Genomic DNA, 16,553 nt, shown 5'->3' with positions numbered 1-16,553 from the left:
GGTACGGGATCCCGCCTCCCCGCGAAGTCCCGTGCCCCTGCCCCGTCTGCACCCCGCGCGCCGGGGCAGACGGGGCAGGGAAGGAAGTTCTCACGAGAGGAATCCACCCATGCTCGGCATAGGCGCGGCCGTACTGTTCTTCATCGCGTTCCTCATCAACGCAGCGGACATCAGCACCAACCAGACGTTCTCCTCGGTCAACGTCATGCTGCTAGGCCTGACCGCACTGGCCCTGCACGTCGCGGGAATCGGCTCCACCTGGTCCCGCAGACGGTGAACCCGTCCGCCCGCCCCGGCCGGTGACGCCCCGTCACCGGCCGGGGCGCGGTGTGTCCGGGGCCCGCCCCCAGGCCATCGCCATGCCGGGGCCGAGTTCGGCGAGGTCCGGCGAGGAGAGGTAGGCCAGGGCCTCGTCGACGACGGAGGCGTCCACCAGCCCGGTCGCCTCCAGTTCGGGCCGCATCCGGCGCCAGGTCTGCGCCCAGAACCGTGCGAGGGGGCCGCCCGCGACCAGCGGCGGACAGCACAGTTCGGCGGCGACGTCACGCAGGCCCTCCTCCCGCAGGAAGCGCGGGTAGGCGGGGACGGACGACGTGTCGGTGCCGATCGTCGACCGCAGCGCCCGCCACATCGCGTCCATGGTCCGCCGGTAGGCGGACGCGGGCTCCGAGGTGTCCGGCACCTCCACCGCGTCCCCGAGCACCAGCAGGCCGCCCGGGTCCAGCCATCCCGCGAGCCGTGCGACGAGCCGGCGCCGCTCGGGCAGGTGCATGAGGACGAACCGGGCGTGGATCAGGTCGAAGCCGCCCAGCTCCAGGTCCTCGTCCGTGAGGTCGGCGGTGACCACGCGCAGCCGCGGGTCCGTCAGGGTCTCCAGGCCGCTCGTGTCCCGGTCCAGGGCCACCACCTGCGCGACGTCCGCCTCCCGGAGCAGCCAGCGGGCCACGGTCCCGGTCCCGGCCCCCACCTCGAGGCAGCGGCTGCCCGGACCCACGCCGAGCGCGCGCAGCCGACTCGTCGTGAACGGATCGAAGACCAGCGCGGCGGCGTCGATCCGCCCCGCCTCGGCGGGGTCGTCCGGTTCGAAGAGGTCCTCACCGTAGTGGCCCTCGCGGGCGGCTCCGCCCTGCTCGGCACCGCTCGACGCCATGAGCGCTCCCTGCTCGTCGAAGCCCGGCCGCGCACTCCCGGCGGCCCACTCCAGACTGCACGGTGCGCGCCCGTCGCACGCGCCGTCACGGCCGTTCGACGGATCCCATCCCGCGCAGCAGGGCGAACGCCCGCCGCAGCGGCGCCGGTCCGGTGTCCTCGATGCCGGCCGCCCGGCGTGCCCGGCGGGTCCGCAGCACCGCGCGCACCGCGGACAGGGCGGCGCACGCGATCACGGCGGCCTGGAGGTCGGCGTCGGGTGTGCCGGGGGGCAGTCTGCGCCGCACCAGGACGGTGAGCCGCTCCTCGAAGTCGGAGAACGCCTGCACCAGGCGGGTCGTGACGACGTTCTCCAGGTCCTCCACCGGGTGGCCGAGGGCGGTCAGGGTGGAGGCGGAGAAGGGCTCGGCCGCCGCGAGCAGCGCGTTGCACACCGCGTCCAGGGGGTCCTCGTCCGCGGGCCGCTCGGACAGGGCGTTCTCGACGTAGGCGAAGATCTGCACGCCGTCCGGCAGCAGCAGCGCCTCCTTGCCGTCGAAGTAGCGGAAGAACGTCCGCACCGAGACGTTCGCCTGCGCGGCGATGTCCGCGACCGTGGTGCCCTCGAACCCCCGTTCCCGGAACAGCCGCGCCGCCCCTTCCAGCAGCAGGCGCCGGGTCTCCTCCTTCTTGCGTTCGCGCAGTCCAGCGGGGGTGATCTCACTCGGCATGGGGCGAGCCTCCCGCCCCGGTGTCGCGACTGTCAATCGACCCGCGTGCCACCCGGGCGAGAAAATGTCACCGATGCCAATTGTCATGCATGACACTTCGCCCTAGCATGCGTGTCACCCGTGACACTTTCTCTGGAGGCGCACGTGCCCCGACCCACCCGGCTACTCCCCGCGCCGCCGGACGGACGCGCCGAGACGCGCCCACGCACCCGGCCCGCCGAGGGGCGGGGCGCGCTCGGCCGTCTCGGCGGCTTCTGCGCCCGGCATCCGGCCGCGGTCGTGGCCGCCTGGCTCCTGGTCCTCGGCGCCGCCCTGGCAGGACGGCACCTCGCCGCACCCACCTTCAGCGACCAGGTCAGCCTGCCCGGCACCGCCTCCCACACCGGCGCCGACCTCCTCGCCCGCTCCATGCCCGACGCCGGCCGGCCCAGCGGCCTCGTCGTCCTCCACACCGGCACCGGCACCGTCGCCGACCACGGGTCCGCGGTCGGCCGCACCCTCGCCGACCTGCGCGGCCTGCCGCACGCCACCGCCGCCTCCGCGCTCGTGACCAGCGCCGACGGCCGCACCGCGTACACCACCGTCTCCTTCGACGCACCACTGAAGGACCTCGGCCACGACTACACCGCGCGCCTCGACACGGCGACCGGGCCCGCCCGGGCCGCGGGTCTCGGCGTCGCCTACGGCGGCGACCTGGAACAGGTGGTCAGGGAACCGGCCGACGACCGGCTGAGCGAGGGCGTCGGCGTCGTCACCGCCTTCGCCATCCTGCTCGTGGCCTTCGGCAGCGTCCTCGCCGCCCTGCTGCCCCTGGGCACCGCGCTGATCAGCGTCGGAGCCGGCCTGGGTATCGTCGGGATCGTCGCCGGCACGATCTCCTTCGCGACCTCGGCCACGACCCTCGCCGGCATGATCGGCCTCGGCGTCGGCATCGACTACGCCCTCTTCCTGACCACCCGCTTCCGCCAGGACCTCATCGACGGGCGCGAACCGGTCGAGGCCGCCGCCCGCACCGCCCGCACCAGCGGACGCGCCGTCCTCGTCGCCGCCCTGACCGTCGCCGTCGCCATGCTCAGCCTGTACGCGTGCGGACTCAGCTTCATCGGCAAGATCGGACTCGCGGCCACCCTCGCCGTCGCCGTCACCGCCGCGGCCGCCCTCACCCTGGTGCCGGCCGCCCTCGGCCTGGTCGGCAGGCGCGTCGACACGCTCCGGCTGCGCCGGCCCGTCGCCGAGAGCAGGGGGGAGCGGGACGGCTGGCACCGCTACGCCGCTCTCGTCGCCCGCCGCCCATGGACGTTCCTCGCAGTCGGAGTCGCCGTCCTCGGCCTGTGCGCCGCACCGGTGCTGTCCATGCGGCTCGGTCACGTCGACGCGGGCGCCGACCGGTCCGGCAGCAGCACCCGTACCGCCTATGACTGGATCGCGGACGCCGACGGCCCGGGCTTCGGCGAGGGCGCGAACGGCCGGGTCGTCGCCGTGGTCGACGTGAGCCGCGCGCACACCCCGGCCGACCGGATCGCCGCCGCCGTGACCACAGCGCTGAAGGACACCCACGGCGTGGCGTCCGTCGCCCCCGTCCGGCCGAGCGACGACGGCCGGATCCTCGTCACCACCCTCACCCCGGCCACGGGGCCCCAGGACGCCGCCGCCGCCGACCTGCTGCACACCCTCTCCGGGCACACGCTGCCCAAGGCGCTCAACGGCACGGGCGCCGACGCCTACCTCACCGGCAGCGTGGCCGGACAGGCCGACTTCCGGGCCACGGTCGGTGACCGGCTGCCGATCGTCGTCGGCATCGTCCTGGTGCTGGCCTTCCTGCTGCTCATGGCCGTCTTCCGCAGCGTGGTGATCCCCCTCAAGGCCGTCGTCCTCAACCTGTTCACCACCGCCGCGTCCTACGGTGTGCTCGTCGCGGTCTTCCAGTGGGGCTGGGGCGACACGCTGCTCGGCCTGTCGGAGCCGGTGCCCATCGAGTCGTACGTGCCGATGATGATGTTCGCCATCGTCTTCGGGCTCTCCATGGACTACGAGATCTTCCTGCTGTCCCGGATCGCCGAGGCGTGGCACCGCACGGGCGACAACCGGCTCGCCGTGGGGGAGGGGCTGTCCGCGACCGCGCGCGTCATCTCCGCCGCCGCCTTCATCATGACCGCGGTGTTCCTCTCCTTCACCGCCTCGCCGACCGTGGTCGTCAAGATGCTCGCCCTGGGACTGGCGATCAGCGTCATCGTCGACGCCACCGTGGTGCGCCTCGTCCTCGTGCCGTCCGCCATGTTCCTCATGGGCAGGGCCAACTGGTGGCTGCCCCGCCGTCTCGACCGGATCCTGCCGGACCTGCACGCCTGACCGCCGACCGATCCGGAGTGAGTGACCACGTGACATCGAACCGCGGGCGGACGATCCGCCTCCTGGCCGCCGCGGCCTGCGTCCTGGCCGCCCTGACCTGTGCGACCGATCTCCTCGTCGAGCACAGGACCGAGGAGCGGATCGCCGCCCGGGCCGCGAGCCGGCTCAAGCCGCACGGACCCGTGCACGCCTCCCTCAGCACGCCGCTCGCGGGGCTGCGCACCCTCGGCGGCGAGGTGGGCGACGTCGAGGTGAGCGCCGCCGACGTGCACCGTCAGCACACCGTGATGGACGTGACCGTGCGCCTGAGGGACGTCACGACGGACGGGGACACCGCCGGTGGCAGCGCCACCGCGACCGTCGGATACGACCAGGTGACCCGGCGCCTGGGCGCGCTGGGTGACGGTCCGACAGCCGGTGGCCAGGACGGGGACCTGGTTCTCGGCGGAACCGTCGGCCGCCTCGGTCTGCCCGTCACCGTGCGGGCCGGACTGTCCACCACGCCCGGCGCGTTCACCGTCACGCCCACGACGGTGAACGTCCTCGGCCGCAGCGTCGCGGTGGCGGACCTCGACGCCCTTCCCGCCGCCTCGGGGCTGCGGGACCGGCTGAAGCCCCGGACCGTGGCCGTCACCGGCCTCCCGCACGGGGTGGCGCTGACCGCGGCGCACGCCACCGCGGACGGCCTCGCGCTCGACTTCTCGATCGCCGCCGGCCCGGCGCCGGACGGTGCGGGGAAGGCCGCCTGACCTCCGGAAAGAGGGGCGGAGGGAAGGGCGGCCGCCGGGAATCATCTGGGCGGGTCACCGGTTGGACAGTACGGCGTGAGCGGCCGGTCGACCGGCCGCTCACCTACAGACAAGAGGCCGAACGACCGAACGGCCGGCGCGTCGACGAGCACGCCGGTCCGAGGGTCCAGCACGAGGGAGCGACCGATGACAGTGGGAACCGAGCGAGCCGTACTCGCGGGCGGTTGTTTCTGGGGCATGCAGGACCTGGTCCGCAAGCAGCCGGGCGTGGTGGCGACGCGGGTGGGCTACAGCGGCGGCGACACGCCGAACGCCACCTACCGCAACCACGGCGATCACGCCGAGGCCATCGAGATCCTCTTCGACCCCACGGTGACGAGCTACCGCGACGTCCTGGAGTTCTTCTTCCAGATCCACGACCCGACCACCCGGGACCGGCAGGGCAACGACATCGGGCGCAGCTACCGGTCCGCCATCTACTACGCGGACGAGGAGCAGCACCGCGTCGCCGTCGACACCATCGCGGACGTCGAGGCGAGCGGGCTGTGGCCGGGCAAGGTGGTCACGGAGGTCGAGCCCGTGGGTGACTTCTGGGAGGCCGAGCCCGAGCACCAGGACTACCTGGAGCGCTACCCGAACGGCTACACCTGCCACTTCCCCCGCCCGAACTGGAAGCTGCCCCGACGGGCCTCCTCCGGGACGGTCTGACAGCGGTGAACGTCCACCGGCGCCGCTGAGCGCCGGCCGACCCTGCGCCCGCCTCGCCCCTCACCGGGTGGGGCGGGACTCCGGGACGGCCGCGGCGGCGGCCGGCTCGCGCACCATCAACACGTCGTACCGCCCGAGCCGCCGCAGAGCCGCCCGTAGCACGACGGCCCGCGGTTCGGCCACGGCCTCGACGTCCGCCTCCGACGCCGGCCGGATCCCCCACTCCACCATGATCTGCAGGCTGTCCCCCCGGGTTCGGGCCGCTCGAACGCGTCCGCCGCCCCGGTCCGTTGAACGCGGGGAAGGGCGGAGAAACGGGAACGTGTGCCCGCGTTTTCGGTGAAGAAACAGATCAAATCGTGTGCGTGTTCGCCTGATCGCCGGGCACCAGGAGCAGCGGAGGTTGATAACTATGGTTCCCCTGCTTCTCGTTCTTCTTCTGGCCCTGATCCTCTTCGGCGCGGGCTTCGCGCTCAAGGCGCTGTGGTGGATCGCCGTGATCGTACTGATCGTCTGGGTGCTCGGATTCGTGATCCGGTCCGCGGACAGCGGTGGCCGCCGGGGCCGTTGGTACCGCTGGTGACGTCGGCGGCGTTAGCCGGCGGCAAGAGGTGCGCCGTGGCCCGGGGATCGACCCGGGCCACGGCGCACCTCCGTGTACGCCCTCGTCCGCGTTCCCCTGTCCGGTTCGTTGTCGGAGGGGTGTGCCAGAGTCTGCGCATGCTCGATATCGCGGTGCTGACGGAGACCGGGGAGCGGCGCGTACGCGTGACCGCCGAGGAACTGGCCGGACTAGTCCGGCGCGTAGGCGCTGAAGGTGACCACTTCCTGGTGCTCCAGCGCATACCCGACCTGCCCGACGTCTTCGCCCAGGTCTGGCACGAGACCGGCGGCGACTACCAGGTGGAGTACCGCGACGGTGCCGCCGACCGGCACTTCCAGGCGATGGTCGGCGCGACCGAGGACGTGATCGCCGTACTCACCGGCTGGGCCCGGCAGGAGCAGGGCTGGGAGACCGGGCCGAAGTGGGCACCGCTGGACATGGGCCCCGTCCCCGAGGTGCCGCCGCTCGACCTCGACGACGCCGAGCGCGCGGAACTGGAGGAGCGGGTGCGCCTGGAGCTGGCGGGCGGCTACGCCACCCGCGACCAACTGGCCGAGCTCGCGGAGGAGTACCTCGTGACGGCGGACCGCCGGCCCGTCTCGCGTGACCAGGCGAGGGTGCTGACCGACCGGCTGTGGCTCGAGCGTGTCGCGGAGCAGGCCGCATGGCAGGGCGAGACGGACCCCGAGCGCCTCACTCGCGCCTTCACCGCCCTCGACGAGGCCGGGGTCACGGCCCGCGAGAACTTCACCTGCTGCCGCAACTGCGGCCGGTCGGAGATCGGCGGCGAGGCCGAACCCGGCGCCCGAGGCTTCGTCTACTTTCACTCCCAGTGCACGGAATCCGCGGCGGCGGGCCACGGGCTGACGCTGCTGTACGGCGGCTTCGACAGCTCCGCCGAGACCACCGCGGCCATCGGCCACGAGGTGGTGGCCGCGCTGGAGGCCGCCGGCCTGCACACCGAGTGGGACCACGACCCGTCCCGGGCCATCACCGTCACACCGCTGGACTGGCGCCGCCGCCTGGTCGGTTAGGGCCGGACCGACGGGCCGTACGCTCAGCCGGCGGCCCGTGGCCTGAGCCGGTCGGCCGTGGCTCGAGCCCGTCGGCTGTGTCCTGAGCCGGTCGGCCGTGTCCCGATCCGGCAAGCCGTGTCTTGGGCCGGGTGCTCCGGGCGAGCAGCGGGCGTCCCGAACCGCTCGACCGCCGGCCGGGGTCACCGCCCCGGTGACGAGGGTCATGACACGGCATGTCGGCTCAGCGCGGTGCCCGTCGCTCAGAACACCGCCCGTACCTCTCCCACCTCCCGACCGCCACCCAGCAGCGGCACATGGCCGACGCGCTCCGTCACCGGTGCCGTCACACCGGCCAGGTGCAGCGCGCGGGCGAGTGCCGGGCGCAGCGCGCGGACGGCGCCGTCGTCGATCTTCAGGGCCAGCGCGCGGCCGTCGGGGAGCGCGAGGCCCTGGACCGCCTCCGCGCCCACCTTGGACAGGACGCCGGGTATCTCCCGCATCAGCCAGGTGTCGTGGCGCCGGGTGCCCGCGACGTACTCGGGATGGGCGCGCATGGCGTCGGCGACCCGCCGCTCCGGGGTGCCCGGCGCGGCGAGGACGAAGGAGCGGAAGGCGCGGGCGAGGCCGGTCAGGCTGAGTGACAGCAGCGGCGCCCCGCAGCCGTCGGTGCCGACGGCCGCCACCGGTTCGCCGGCCGCTTCCTCGACCACCGTCCGGATGAGCTGCTGGAGCGGGTGGGCGGGATCGAGGTAGGAGTCCAGCGGCCAGCCCCGCAGGGCGGCGGTGGCGAGCATCGCCGTGTGCTTGCCCGAGCAGTTCATGGTCACGCGGTCGGGTCCCTGGCCCGCCGCGAGGCGGGACTCCAGTTCCTCCTGGTCCAGGGGCAGGGACGGCGGGCACTGGAGCTGGTCGGGACTCAGTCCGTGCTCGTCGAGCATCGTGCGCACCAGGTCGCGGTGGAAGGCCTCACCGGAGTGGCTCGCGGCCGCCATGGCCAGCCGTTCGCCGGCGAGGTCCAGGCCGGCCCGCAGCATGCCCGCGGCCTGCATCGGCTTGTTGGCCGAGCGCGGGAAGACGGGGGAGGTCACATCGCCGAGGGCCAGTTCCACCGAGCCGTCGGCGGCGAGCAGCACGAGGCCGCCCCGGTGCCGCCCCTCGACGAATCCGGAGCGGACGACCTCGGCGAGGACCGGGTTGGTGTCGGTGGCGTCGGCCATGGCGGGCTGGGGCATCGGCGGTGACCTCCCGTGCGCGGGTCGGGCCGGCCTGTCCGGCCGGCCGCCCGGGATCGCCGAGGCCGCCGGTCAGGTGGACAGGTCGGCCACCTGGACTTCGGCGCCACGGTACGCGCGGCGGATTCACGCGCCGCGACCGCCCCGGCCGGGAATGACCGCGGGGCCGTTGTGGTTGGAAGGGCCGTGGTGGTGAAGGGGACAGTGTCCCCGGGCCTCATCCTCCGCCCATGAGGACGATCGTTCGGCTGAAGCCTCATGGAGCGTCCCGCCGCGAAGGCGACCGCCCTTCACGACCACGTCGTCCGCCGTGCGGGCCGGCCGGGTGTCCGGGCGGGACCGCAGGCGGGGGAAGCGGGAATACCGGAGCGCACCGACCGGTTGAGAGCAGTAGATGACATGCCCAGGTCAATCAGGGCATGCGAAGGGAGTACCTCATGGCACGCAGCACCGCGCGTCCCGTCGTCAAGCTGAAGTCCACGGCCGGGACCGGCGTCACCTACGTGACGCGAAAGAACCGCCTCAGCGACCCCGACCGGCTCGTCCTGCGCAAGTACGACCCGGTCGCCGGCCGGCACGTCACCTTCCGCGAGGAACGCTGAACCACGCCGTCCGCCCCACCCGGCGGACGGCACCGAGGAGAGAAGCACCATGAGGTCTGGCATCCACCCCGAGACCCGGCCCGTCGTCTTCCGCGACCGCGCCGCCGACGCGCTCTTCCTGACCCGCTCGACCGCCACGGCGTCCAGGACGATCGTGTGGGAGGACGGCGTCACCTACCCGCTGATCGACGTGGAGGTCTCGTCGGCCAGCCACCCCTTCTACACCGGCACCGCGCGCGTCATGGACAGCGCCGGCCGCGTCGAACGCTTCGAGCGCCGCTACGGCCGCCGGGCCACGCCGCGCCGCTGACCCCGGCACACCCGAGCACGAGGAGCACCCCGCCATGAAGGTACGCAGGTCACTGCGCTCACTGAAGTCGAAGCCCGGCGCCCAGGTGGTGCGCCGCCGCGGCACGGTCTTCGTCATCAACAGGAAGAACCCCCGCTTCAAGGCGCGCCAGGCCTGACACCGCGTGCCGAGAAGGCGACCGGCCCGGTCCCCCCTGCCCTGGGGGCCGGGCCGGTCCCGCGTCCACGGAACCGGGCGAAGCCACCGCGGACGCCTCTCGGGCCGCCCCGCCCACCCGGCGGCGGGCGCACCGGTCGCAGGACGCCGAGCGCCAGTGTTACAACAGGGGCATGAGCGGACGCTCCCGCCGGCCCCGGAGGCGAGCGGCGGCGCAGCCCGGCACGCGGAGATCGTCCGAGCCGTCCCGTCGCCCGGGCCCGTGGCCGGCGGCGGGCCGCCGCCGCATCGTGTCGTCCCTCAGCGTCCGCACGCTCGCCGCCCAGGTCTTCCTGCTCCAGGCCGTCATCGTGCTGTTGGTGGTCGCGGTCTCGGCGGCGGCCCTCGTCCTCCAGGGGCGGTACGACGCCCAGCGCAACGCCGCCGACCGGTCACTGGCCGCGGCGGAATCCTTCGCCCACGCGCCCGGAACGGTACTCGCCCTGCGGACGAACGCCACGGCACAGCTCCAGGCGGCGACCGAGCAGGCGCAAAAGGGATCCGGCGTCGACTTCCTGAGCGTCCTGGACAGGGACGGCGTCCGCATCGCCGACACCGACCCCACGCTCGTCGGCAGCAAGGCCTCGGGCCTCGGCCGTGCCACCGCGGGGGAGGCCGTCACGCAGCCCTTCCACGGACGGCCGCACGACGCCGTACGCGCGGTCGTCCCCGTGCTGGACGCCGGCAGACGCGTGATCGGCATGATCGCCGCCGGGATCCAGTACGAGACCCTCGGTCATGTGCTGGACCAGCAGCTGCCGATGCTGCTCGGCGCCGCCGCCCTGGCCGTCGTCCTGGCCACCGCGGGCACGGCCCTGGTCAGCCGTCGGCTGCTGCGTCAGACCCACGGACTCGGCCCGGCCGAGATGACCCGGATGTACGACCACCACGACGCCGTGCTGCACGCGGTGCGCGAAGGGGTCCTGATCATCGGCGACGACGGACGGCTGCTGCTCGCCAACGACGAGGCCCGCCGGCTGCTCGGCCTCCCCGCGACCACCGACCAGCGGCACGTGGCCGACCTCGGCCTCGGGCCCGGCCTGACCCGGATGCTGATGGCGGGTGCGGCCGCCTCCGACGAGGTGATCCGGGTCGGGGACCGGCTGCTCGCCGTGAACATCCGGCCCACCGCCCCCTACGGCGGCGCACCGGGCCTGGTGGCCACCTTCCGGGACACCACCGATCTGGCCGCGCTGTCCGGACAGGCCGAGGTGGCGCGGGGGCGGCTGGCGTTCCTCTACGAGGCAGGCACCCGGATCGGCACCACCCTCGACGTGGAACGCACCGCCGAGGAGCTCGCCGAGGTGGCCGTCCCGCGCCTGGCGGACGTCGTCACCGTGGAACTCCTCGACTCCGTGCTGCACGGCGAGGAGCCCACCGGCGCCGTCCACCGGATGCGGCGCACCGCGCTGCGCGAGTCGCGGACCGGGCACCCGCTGCAGCCCGTGGGCGACCTGATCCGGTTCGTGGTGGCCGACACCCCCATGGTGGCCGCGCTGCAACGCGGCAAGGCCGTCCTGGTGCCGGACCTGCACACCGCGCAGGACTGGCGGGCGCAGGACCCGGAGGGGGCGCGGCAGGCGCTGGAGTACGGCATCCACTCGCTGATCACGGTCCCCCTGCGGGCGCGCGGCGTCGTCCTCGGCATCGTGAACTTCTGGCGGGGCACGGGCAGCCCGCGGTTCGAGGACGAGGACGTCGCGGTGGCCGAGGAACTGGTCGCCCGGGCGGCCGTCGCGATCGACAACGCGCGCCGCTTCTCCCGTGAGCACGCCCTCGCCGTCACCCTCCAGCGCAGCCTGCTGCCCCTGGACCTGCCCGACCAGGACGTCCTGGAGATCGCCTCCCGCTACCTGCCGGCACGGTCCGGCGTGGGCGGGGACTGGTTCGACGTCATCCCGCTGCCCGGCTTCCGGGTGGCCCTGGTCGTCGGCGACATCGTGGGCCACGGGCTGCACGCAGCGGTGACCATGGGGCGGCTGCGCACCGCCGTACTGAACTTCTCCTCGCTCGACCTGGCCCCGGACGAACTCCTCGGACACCTCGACGAGATGGTGACCCGACTCGACAGCCAGACGGCCACCGCCGGTGACGACCACGCGCCCCTCACCGGCGCCACCTGCCTCTACGCCGTCTACGACCCGGTCGCCGGCACCTGCGCCCTGTCCCGGGCCGGGCACGTCGCGCCCGCCGTGGTGGACGCCCAGGGCACGGTGACCTTCCCCGACGTCCCCCTCTCGCCGCCCCTGGGCGTGGGCGACCACCCCTTCGAGGCCGGTGAACTGCGCCTGGCGGAGGGCAGCCGCCTCGTCCTGTTCACCGACGGCCTGATCGAGAATCAGGGGCGGGACGTGGACGAGGGTCTGGCCGTCCTCCGTTCGACCATCGGCCACGCGGGCCAGACACCGGAGGAGACCTGCCGCGCCCTCATGGAGGCGCTGCTGCCCGAGCACCCCAACGACGACGTGGCGCTGCTGGTCGCCCGGACCCGGCTCCTCGACCCCTCTCGGGTCGCGACCTGGGATGTGCCCTCCGAGGTGCGCGCGGTCTCGGAGGTGCGGGCGGACGTCAGCCGCCGCCTGGACGAATGGGGACTCCAGGACACGGTGTTCAGCACCGAACTGATCCTCAGCGAACTCCTCACCAACGCCATCCGCTACGGCGCCCCACCGGTGCGGGTCAGGATGCTGCTGGGCCCCACCCTGGTCTGCGAGGTGTCGGACGGCAGCAACACCTCACCCCGGCTGCGGCGCGCGGCCACCACCGACGAGGGAGGCCGCGGCCTGTTCCTGGTCTCCCAGTTCGCCCACCGCTGGGGCACCCGCTACGCCCCGCAGGGCAAGGTCATCTGGGCCGAGCAGACGCTCGACCAGAGCCCGGATCCGGACCCCACCGCGCTCTTCGACGCCATGGCCTGGTGAGCGCGGGGGCCGCACCGGCACACGAACCGGACGAGACCCGCGACGGGGACCGGGAGAAGGTCCGCAGGACGATCGGGAGGAGATGCGCGATGGCGACCGGAAGGAGGCCCGCGCGGGCGACGCTGCTGTCCGTCAACGTGGGAAAGCCCAAGGACGTGCCCTGGCACGGACGCATGGTCCACACCGCCGCCTGGAAGACCCCCGTGCGGGGCCCGCGCAGGGTACGACGGCTGAACGTCGAGGGAGACGGGCAGGGCGACCTGGCCGGCCACGGGGGCGAGATGCGCGCCGTCCTCGTCTACCAGTCGCAGTCCTACGCCTACTGGCGCGAACAACTCGGCCGCGACGACCTGACCTTCGGGATCTTCGGCGAGAACTTCACCGTCGACGGGCTGCCGGACGACGAGGTGTGCATCGGTGACCGCTACCGCATCGGCGACGCCGAGTTCGAGGTCAGCCAGCCCCGGGTCACCTGCTACCGGGTGGGCATGCGCCTGGGCGAACCCGCCATGGCCGCCCTCCTGGTCGCCCACCACCGTCCCGGCTTCTACCTGCGCGTGATCACCGAGGGCAGTGTGCGGGCCGGTGACGACATCGTCCTCACCCGCAGGGGCCCGCAGGAGCTGAGCGTCGCCGACACCGACGCCCTGCTCTACCTCCCCGACCGTGATCCCGAGCACCTGCGCAGGGCCCTGAACATCCCCGCCCTCAGCCCCGGCTGGCAGCAGTCCTTCCGCGAGCTCGCGGCGGCCGCCCCGACCGCACCGCGCCCCGGCCGGCAGGACGCAAGGCCCGGCGTCCGACCGTCCGCCGCACCGAACACCCCGCCCTCCCGCGACGAGCCCGCACGCACGGGTTTCCGGCCCATGCGCGTCGCGCGCATCACGCACGAGACGGCCACGGTGTCGTCCATCCACCTCACCGCCACCCACGGCAGCCCCGTGCCCGTGCCCGAGGGCCGCCCGGGCCAGTACCTCTCGCTCCGGCTCACCACCGGCGACGGCGCCCCGGCCGTGCGCAGCTACTCCCTGTCCGCCACGCCCACGGCCGACACCTACCGGGTCAGCGTCAAACACGAGCCGCACGGACAGGTCAGCGGCTACCTCCATGCCACGCTGCGACAGGGCGACCTGGTCGACATCGCCGGCCCCCACGGCACCTTCGTCCTGCGGGACGGAAGCGGCCCGGTCGTCCTCGCCTCCGCGGGGATCGGTGTCACGCCGGTGCTCGCCATGCTCCACCGGCTCGCCGCCGACCGGGACCCCCGCCCCCTGTGGTGGATCCACACCGCCCACGACCGCGCCCACCACGCCTTCGCGGCCGAGAGCCACGACCTGCTGGCCCGCCTCCCCGACGCCCACGAGCACCTCTTCTACACCGCCGGAACTGGCCCCCGGCCCGACCCGCCACCCCACGTCACCGAGGGACGTCCCACCGCGCGGACGCTCGCGGCACTGGGCATTCCGGCCGACGCCGACGCCTACCTCTGCGGCCCGACCGCCTTCATGGACACCCTCGGCGACTGCCTGCGCGACCAGGGCCTGCGCCCCGAGCGGATCCACACCGAACAGTTCGGCTCCCTGCCCGCCCTCACCCCCGGCATCGGCCCCGCCGCCGTGGTCCGGCCGCACCAGCCACCCGGGCCACCGGGCCCCGGCCCCCGCGTCACCTTCGCCCGCAGCGGCATCACCACCGCCTGGTCGCCCGCCTACCCCTCACTCCTCGACCTCGCGGAAGCCTGCGACATCCCCACCCGCTGGTCCTGCAGGACCGGCGTCTGCCACACCTGCGTCACGCCACTGGTTGCGGGGGAGATCACCTACGCCACCGAGCCGCTGGACCCCCCGGAGCCGGGCACCACCCTGGTCTGCTGCGGCCGCCCGGCCACCGAAGTGGTCCTCGACCTCTGAGACCATCGCCGAGACCTCCTCACGACCCGCGTCCGACGCGGTGGACAGTGCGACGAGCGCCGCCACGAGCAGCCCGGCGACCACGGCCGGCACGGGAGCCCGGGCGGCAGCCAGGACCCCGACCGCGACCACCGGGAAAGCGGCCTCGGCCGGCCCGCGCCGCCGGTGCGGCCGTACCTGGAGGACCCACACGGTGACCAGGAAGACCGCGAGCGGCACGGTGACCGCCGCCCCGGCCGCCACCGGCGGGACCCCGGTGCCCCCGGCGACGACCTGCGCGTACGCGGCCAGACCGGCCCCCTCGGCAGCGGCCGAGGCGAAGACCAGGAAGTGCCCGTACGCCCAGACGAACCGCTTGCGGTGCGCGCGGTACTCGGTGGCGAGCAGGGTGTGGGCCGGCCGGGAGAAGTACAGCCACCACATGGAGAAGACCACGATCAGGCCGCCCGCCGCGAGCGCGTACAGGCCGGCGGCGCCCTGCCGCACGTCGAAGGCGCCGCGCACCGCCTTGGTCGCGGCCGCGACGGACTCACCGAGCACGATGAGGGTGAACAACTCGTACCGCTCACCGATGTGGTGCGGATGCCACGGGGTCATCCCGGCGGACTGCGCCCAGACCGGCACGGAGATCTCGGCGACCACCATGACCAGAATCAGCGGCAGTCGGACCGAGCCCGGTACGAACGCCACCCCGGTCCAGCCCACCTGACATGCCGTCACCCCTGCGGCGAAACGAAGAGCCGTGCGTCGCCGACGGGAATCCGAGCGAGCGGCACGCAGCCACAGCGCGGCCAGCGACGTCCGGAGCACGACGTACCCGAGGGTGACGACCCGCAGGTCCCCGTCCTCGAACGCCCGCGGGACACCGGCGGCGAGCACGAGCGACCCCGTGATCTGCACCAGCACCGTGAGCCGGTAGGGCACGTCGTCCGGGTCGTACGCCGACGCGAACCAGGTGAAGTTCATCCACGCCCACCAGATGGTGAAGAACACCAGGGCGAAGCGGAGCGAGCCGGTGGCGTAGTGCCCGGCCACCACCGCCGTGCTCAGACTCGCCGACGCCTCCGCCACCGCGATGACGAAGCAGAGGTCGAAGAGCAGTTCCAGCGGCGTGGCGGTCCGGTGCGGCTCCCCGGGATCCCGCCCCGGCATGGCCCGGCCCAGTAGCCCCAGGCGCCCCACGCACCGGGCACCCGCCGAAGGAAACCCCACGGACCCGGACCCGTCTCTCCCCGCCATGCCACTCCTCCCCGCTGACCCACGCCCACCGCCCGCGAGAGGCTAGGCCGCCCGAGCCCCCGGGAGCCGCCCGCGAGCGCACGAGGGCTTGCCCGGGAGCGCCCCGTCGTGTCACCCGTCAGGCCCGGGTCGGCTCGCACGTGGCCGGGCACGCACGGACGATGGCTGCAAGCCCCCCGTTCTGGAGGAACGCATGCATGCCCCTTCCCGTGTCCGGACCCGCAGGCTGAGCCGATACGGCGTGCCCTTCGTCCTCCTGGTGTGCTTCCTGGCCTCCGCGGCGCTGGCCGGATGCGGTGGCGGCGGTGGTTCCGGCTCGGCGGCGAGCAGGACGCCGAGCACGCCGCACACGGCGTCGTTCTCCGGCACGATGCCCCCGGCCCTGGCCTCCTCGGCCTCCGCGGCCATCTCCTCCGCACGTGCCTCGGTCTCCGCGGCCGCCTCCTCCGCGGCCGCGCGGGCCTCGGAGTTCGAGGCGTCGGTGTCGGCGGAGAGCGCACGGCGGACGCAGGCCGCCCAGAAGGCACTCCAGGGCGTGAGCGGCCAGGGCAACGCGCTGTCCGACGTCGGCATGACCGGCATGCCCAAGGCGCAGACCGGGGGAGTCCTCGCCGTCCTGGTCACCATCACCAACAAGACCAGCCACAAGGCGTCCTACGCCGTCCAGATCGACTTCGAGGACAGCAACCACCACGTCGTGGAGACCAGGTACACGGGGGCGGAGAACCTCGAACCCGGGCAGAAGAACCAGCCCATCGTGTTCAGCCAGAAGTCGGGCGAGCCCCCGCTGACCCCCCGCCTGGCCAAGGCCCAGCGCTACTGAGCCCCGCGCCCCACCCCGTCTCGCCCGGCCCCCGGC

The 16,553-nt window shown here is 73.7% G+C and carries 16 protein-coding genes and 1 pseudogene; 12 read left to right on the top strand and 5 right to left on the bottom strand.

All coding sequences use genetic code 11. The features are described from left to right. Positions 1 to 109: 109 nt before the first annotated feature. A complete protein-coding gene (locus B446_RS39560; protein ID WP_020937912.1) occupies positions 110 to 277 on the top strand; it encodes a hypothetical protein in 168 nt (55 codons plus the stop codon). 33 nt (positions 278 to 310) lie between these two features. Here B446_RS39560 and B446_RS02925 read toward each other — a convergent pair whose 3' ends face one another. Then, entirely contained in the window at positions 311 to 1,150 is an 840-nt protein-coding gene (locus tag B446_RS02925) for a class I SAM-dependent methyltransferase (RefSeq protein WP_020937911.1), read from the bottom strand. Between the two features lie 85 nt (positions 1,151 to 1,235). After that, positions 1,236 to 1,859 (bottom strand): TetR/AcrR family transcriptional regulator, encoded by a 624-nt coding sequence (locus tag B446_RS36000; RefSeq protein ID WP_020937910.1) that lies wholly within the window; start codon positions 1,857 to 1,859, stop codon positions 1,236 to 1,238. Positions 1,860 to 2,003: 144 nt separating this feature from the next. On the opposite strand from B446_RS36000, the gene B446_RS02915 reads away from it, so the two are divergent. From B446_RS02915 to msrA, 3 genes are all read left to right on the top strand, one after another. Next, positions 2,004 to 4,208: an MMPL family transporter gene (locus B446_RS02915; protein ID WP_020937909.1), complete on the top strand. Its 2,205-nt coding sequence runs from the start codon at positions 2,004 to 2,006 to the stop codon at positions 4,206 to 4,208. A 29-nt stretch (positions 4,209 to 4,237) separates the two neighbouring features. Continuing rightward, positions 4,238 to 4,957, top strand: a complete 720-nt coding sequence (locus tag B446_RS02910; protein WP_020937908.1) for an LmeA family phospholipid-binding protein — start codon at positions 4,238 to 4,240, stop codon at positions 4,955 to 4,957. A 186-nt stretch (positions 4,958 to 5,143) separates the two neighbouring features. After that, the gene (msrA, locus tag B446_RS02905) at positions 5,144 to 5,665 is read left to right on the top strand and encodes a peptide-methionine (S)-S-oxide reductase MsrA (protein WP_043474617.1); all 522 of its coding nucleotides are present in this window, start codon (positions 5,144 to 5,146) and stop codon (positions 5,663 to 5,665) included. A 60-nt stretch (positions 5,666 to 5,725) separates the two neighbouring features. Here msrA and B446_RS41070 read toward each other — a convergent pair whose 3' ends face one another. Further along, positions 5,726 to 5,896 (bottom strand): hypothetical protein, encoded by a 171-nt coding sequence (locus B446_RS41070; protein ID WP_020937906.1) that lies wholly within the window; start codon positions 5,894 to 5,896, stop codon positions 5,726 to 5,728. A gap of 181 nt (positions 5,897 to 6,077) precedes the next feature. Here B446_RS41070 and B446_RS02900 point away from each other — a divergent pair, with 181 nt between their 5' ends. Then, positions 6,078 to 6,248, top strand: a complete 171-nt coding sequence (locus B446_RS02900) for a hypothetical protein (protein ID WP_020937905.1) — start codon at positions 6,078 to 6,080, stop codon at positions 6,246 to 6,248. A 137-nt stretch (positions 6,249 to 6,385) separates the two neighbouring features. Then, a complete protein-coding gene (locus B446_RS02895; RefSeq protein WP_020937904.1) occupies positions 6,386 to 7,303 on the top strand; it encodes a DUF6891 domain-containing protein in 918 nt (305 codons plus the stop codon). 242 nt (positions 7,304 to 7,545) lie between these two features. Here the strand turns inward: B446_RS02895 and B446_RS02890 are convergent, their stop codons facing one another. Beyond that, positions 7,546 to 8,517, bottom strand: coding sequence for an asparaginase (locus B446_RS02890; protein WP_020937903.1), 972 nt, complete (start codon positions 8,515 to 8,517; stop codon positions 7,546 to 7,548). Between the two features lie 437 nt (positions 8,518 to 8,954). Here B446_RS02890 and rpmG point away from each other — a divergent pair, with 437 nt between their 5' ends. The 5 genes from rpmG to B446_RS02865 all read left to right on the top strand — a co-directional run bounded on the left by rpmG (position 8,955) and on the right by B446_RS02865 (position 14,455). Beyond that, positions 8,955 to 9,119: a 50S ribosomal protein L33 gene (gene rpmG, locus B446_RS02885; protein WP_020937902.1), complete on the top strand. Its 165-nt coding sequence runs from the start codon at positions 8,955 to 8,957 to the stop codon at positions 9,117 to 9,119. Positions 9,120 to 9,168: 49 nt separating this feature from the next. After that, on the top strand, positions 9,169 to 9,429 hold the full coding sequence (locus B446_RS02880; RefSeq protein WP_020937901.1) for a type B 50S ribosomal protein L31: 261 nt from the start codon (positions 9,169 to 9,171) through the stop codon (positions 9,427 to 9,429). A gap of 34 nt (positions 9,430 to 9,463) precedes the next feature. Next, the gene (gene ykgO, locus B446_RS02875; protein WP_020937900.1) at positions 9,464 to 9,586 is read left to right on the top strand and encodes a type B 50S ribosomal protein L36; all 123 of its coding nucleotides are present in this window, start codon (positions 9,464 to 9,466) and stop codon (positions 9,584 to 9,586) included. Positions 9,587 to 9,758: 172 nt separating this feature from the next. Continuing rightward, entirely contained in the window at positions 9,759 to 12,545 is a 2,787-nt protein-coding gene (locus B446_RS02870) for a SpoIIE family protein phosphatase/ATP-binding protein (RefSeq protein ID WP_167543338.1), read from the top strand. A gap of 89 nt (positions 12,546 to 12,634) precedes the next feature. Beyond that, positions 12,635 to 14,455, top strand: coding sequence for an MOSC and FAD-binding oxidoreductase domain-containing protein (locus B446_RS02865; RefSeq protein WP_020937898.1), 1,821 nt, complete (start codon positions 12,635 to 12,637; stop codon positions 14,453 to 14,455). A 57-nt stretch (positions 14,456 to 14,512) separates the two neighbouring features. Here B446_RS02865 and B446_RS36795 read toward each other — a convergent pair. Then, positions 14,513 to 15,607, bottom strand: a pseudogene (locus B446_RS36795) (low temperature requirement protein A); the annotation flags it as partial. Positions 15,608 to 15,887: 280 nt separating this feature from the next. On the opposite strand from B446_RS36795, the gene B446_RS02855 reads away from it, so the two are divergent. Next, the gene (locus tag B446_RS02855; RefSeq protein WP_043474614.1) at positions 15,888 to 16,517 is read left to right on the top strand and encodes a hypothetical protein; all 630 of its coding nucleotides are present in this window, start codon (positions 15,888 to 15,890) and stop codon (positions 16,515 to 16,517) included. Positions 16,518 to 16,553 lie beyond the last annotated feature (36 nt).

Source organism: Streptomyces collinus Tu 365, from assembly GCF_000444875.1.
Lineage (GTDB): Bacteria > Actinomycetota > Actinomycetes > Streptomycetales > Streptomycetaceae > Streptomyces > Streptomyces collinus_A.
This window is presented reverse-complemented; position numbering and strand designations above follow the sequence as displayed.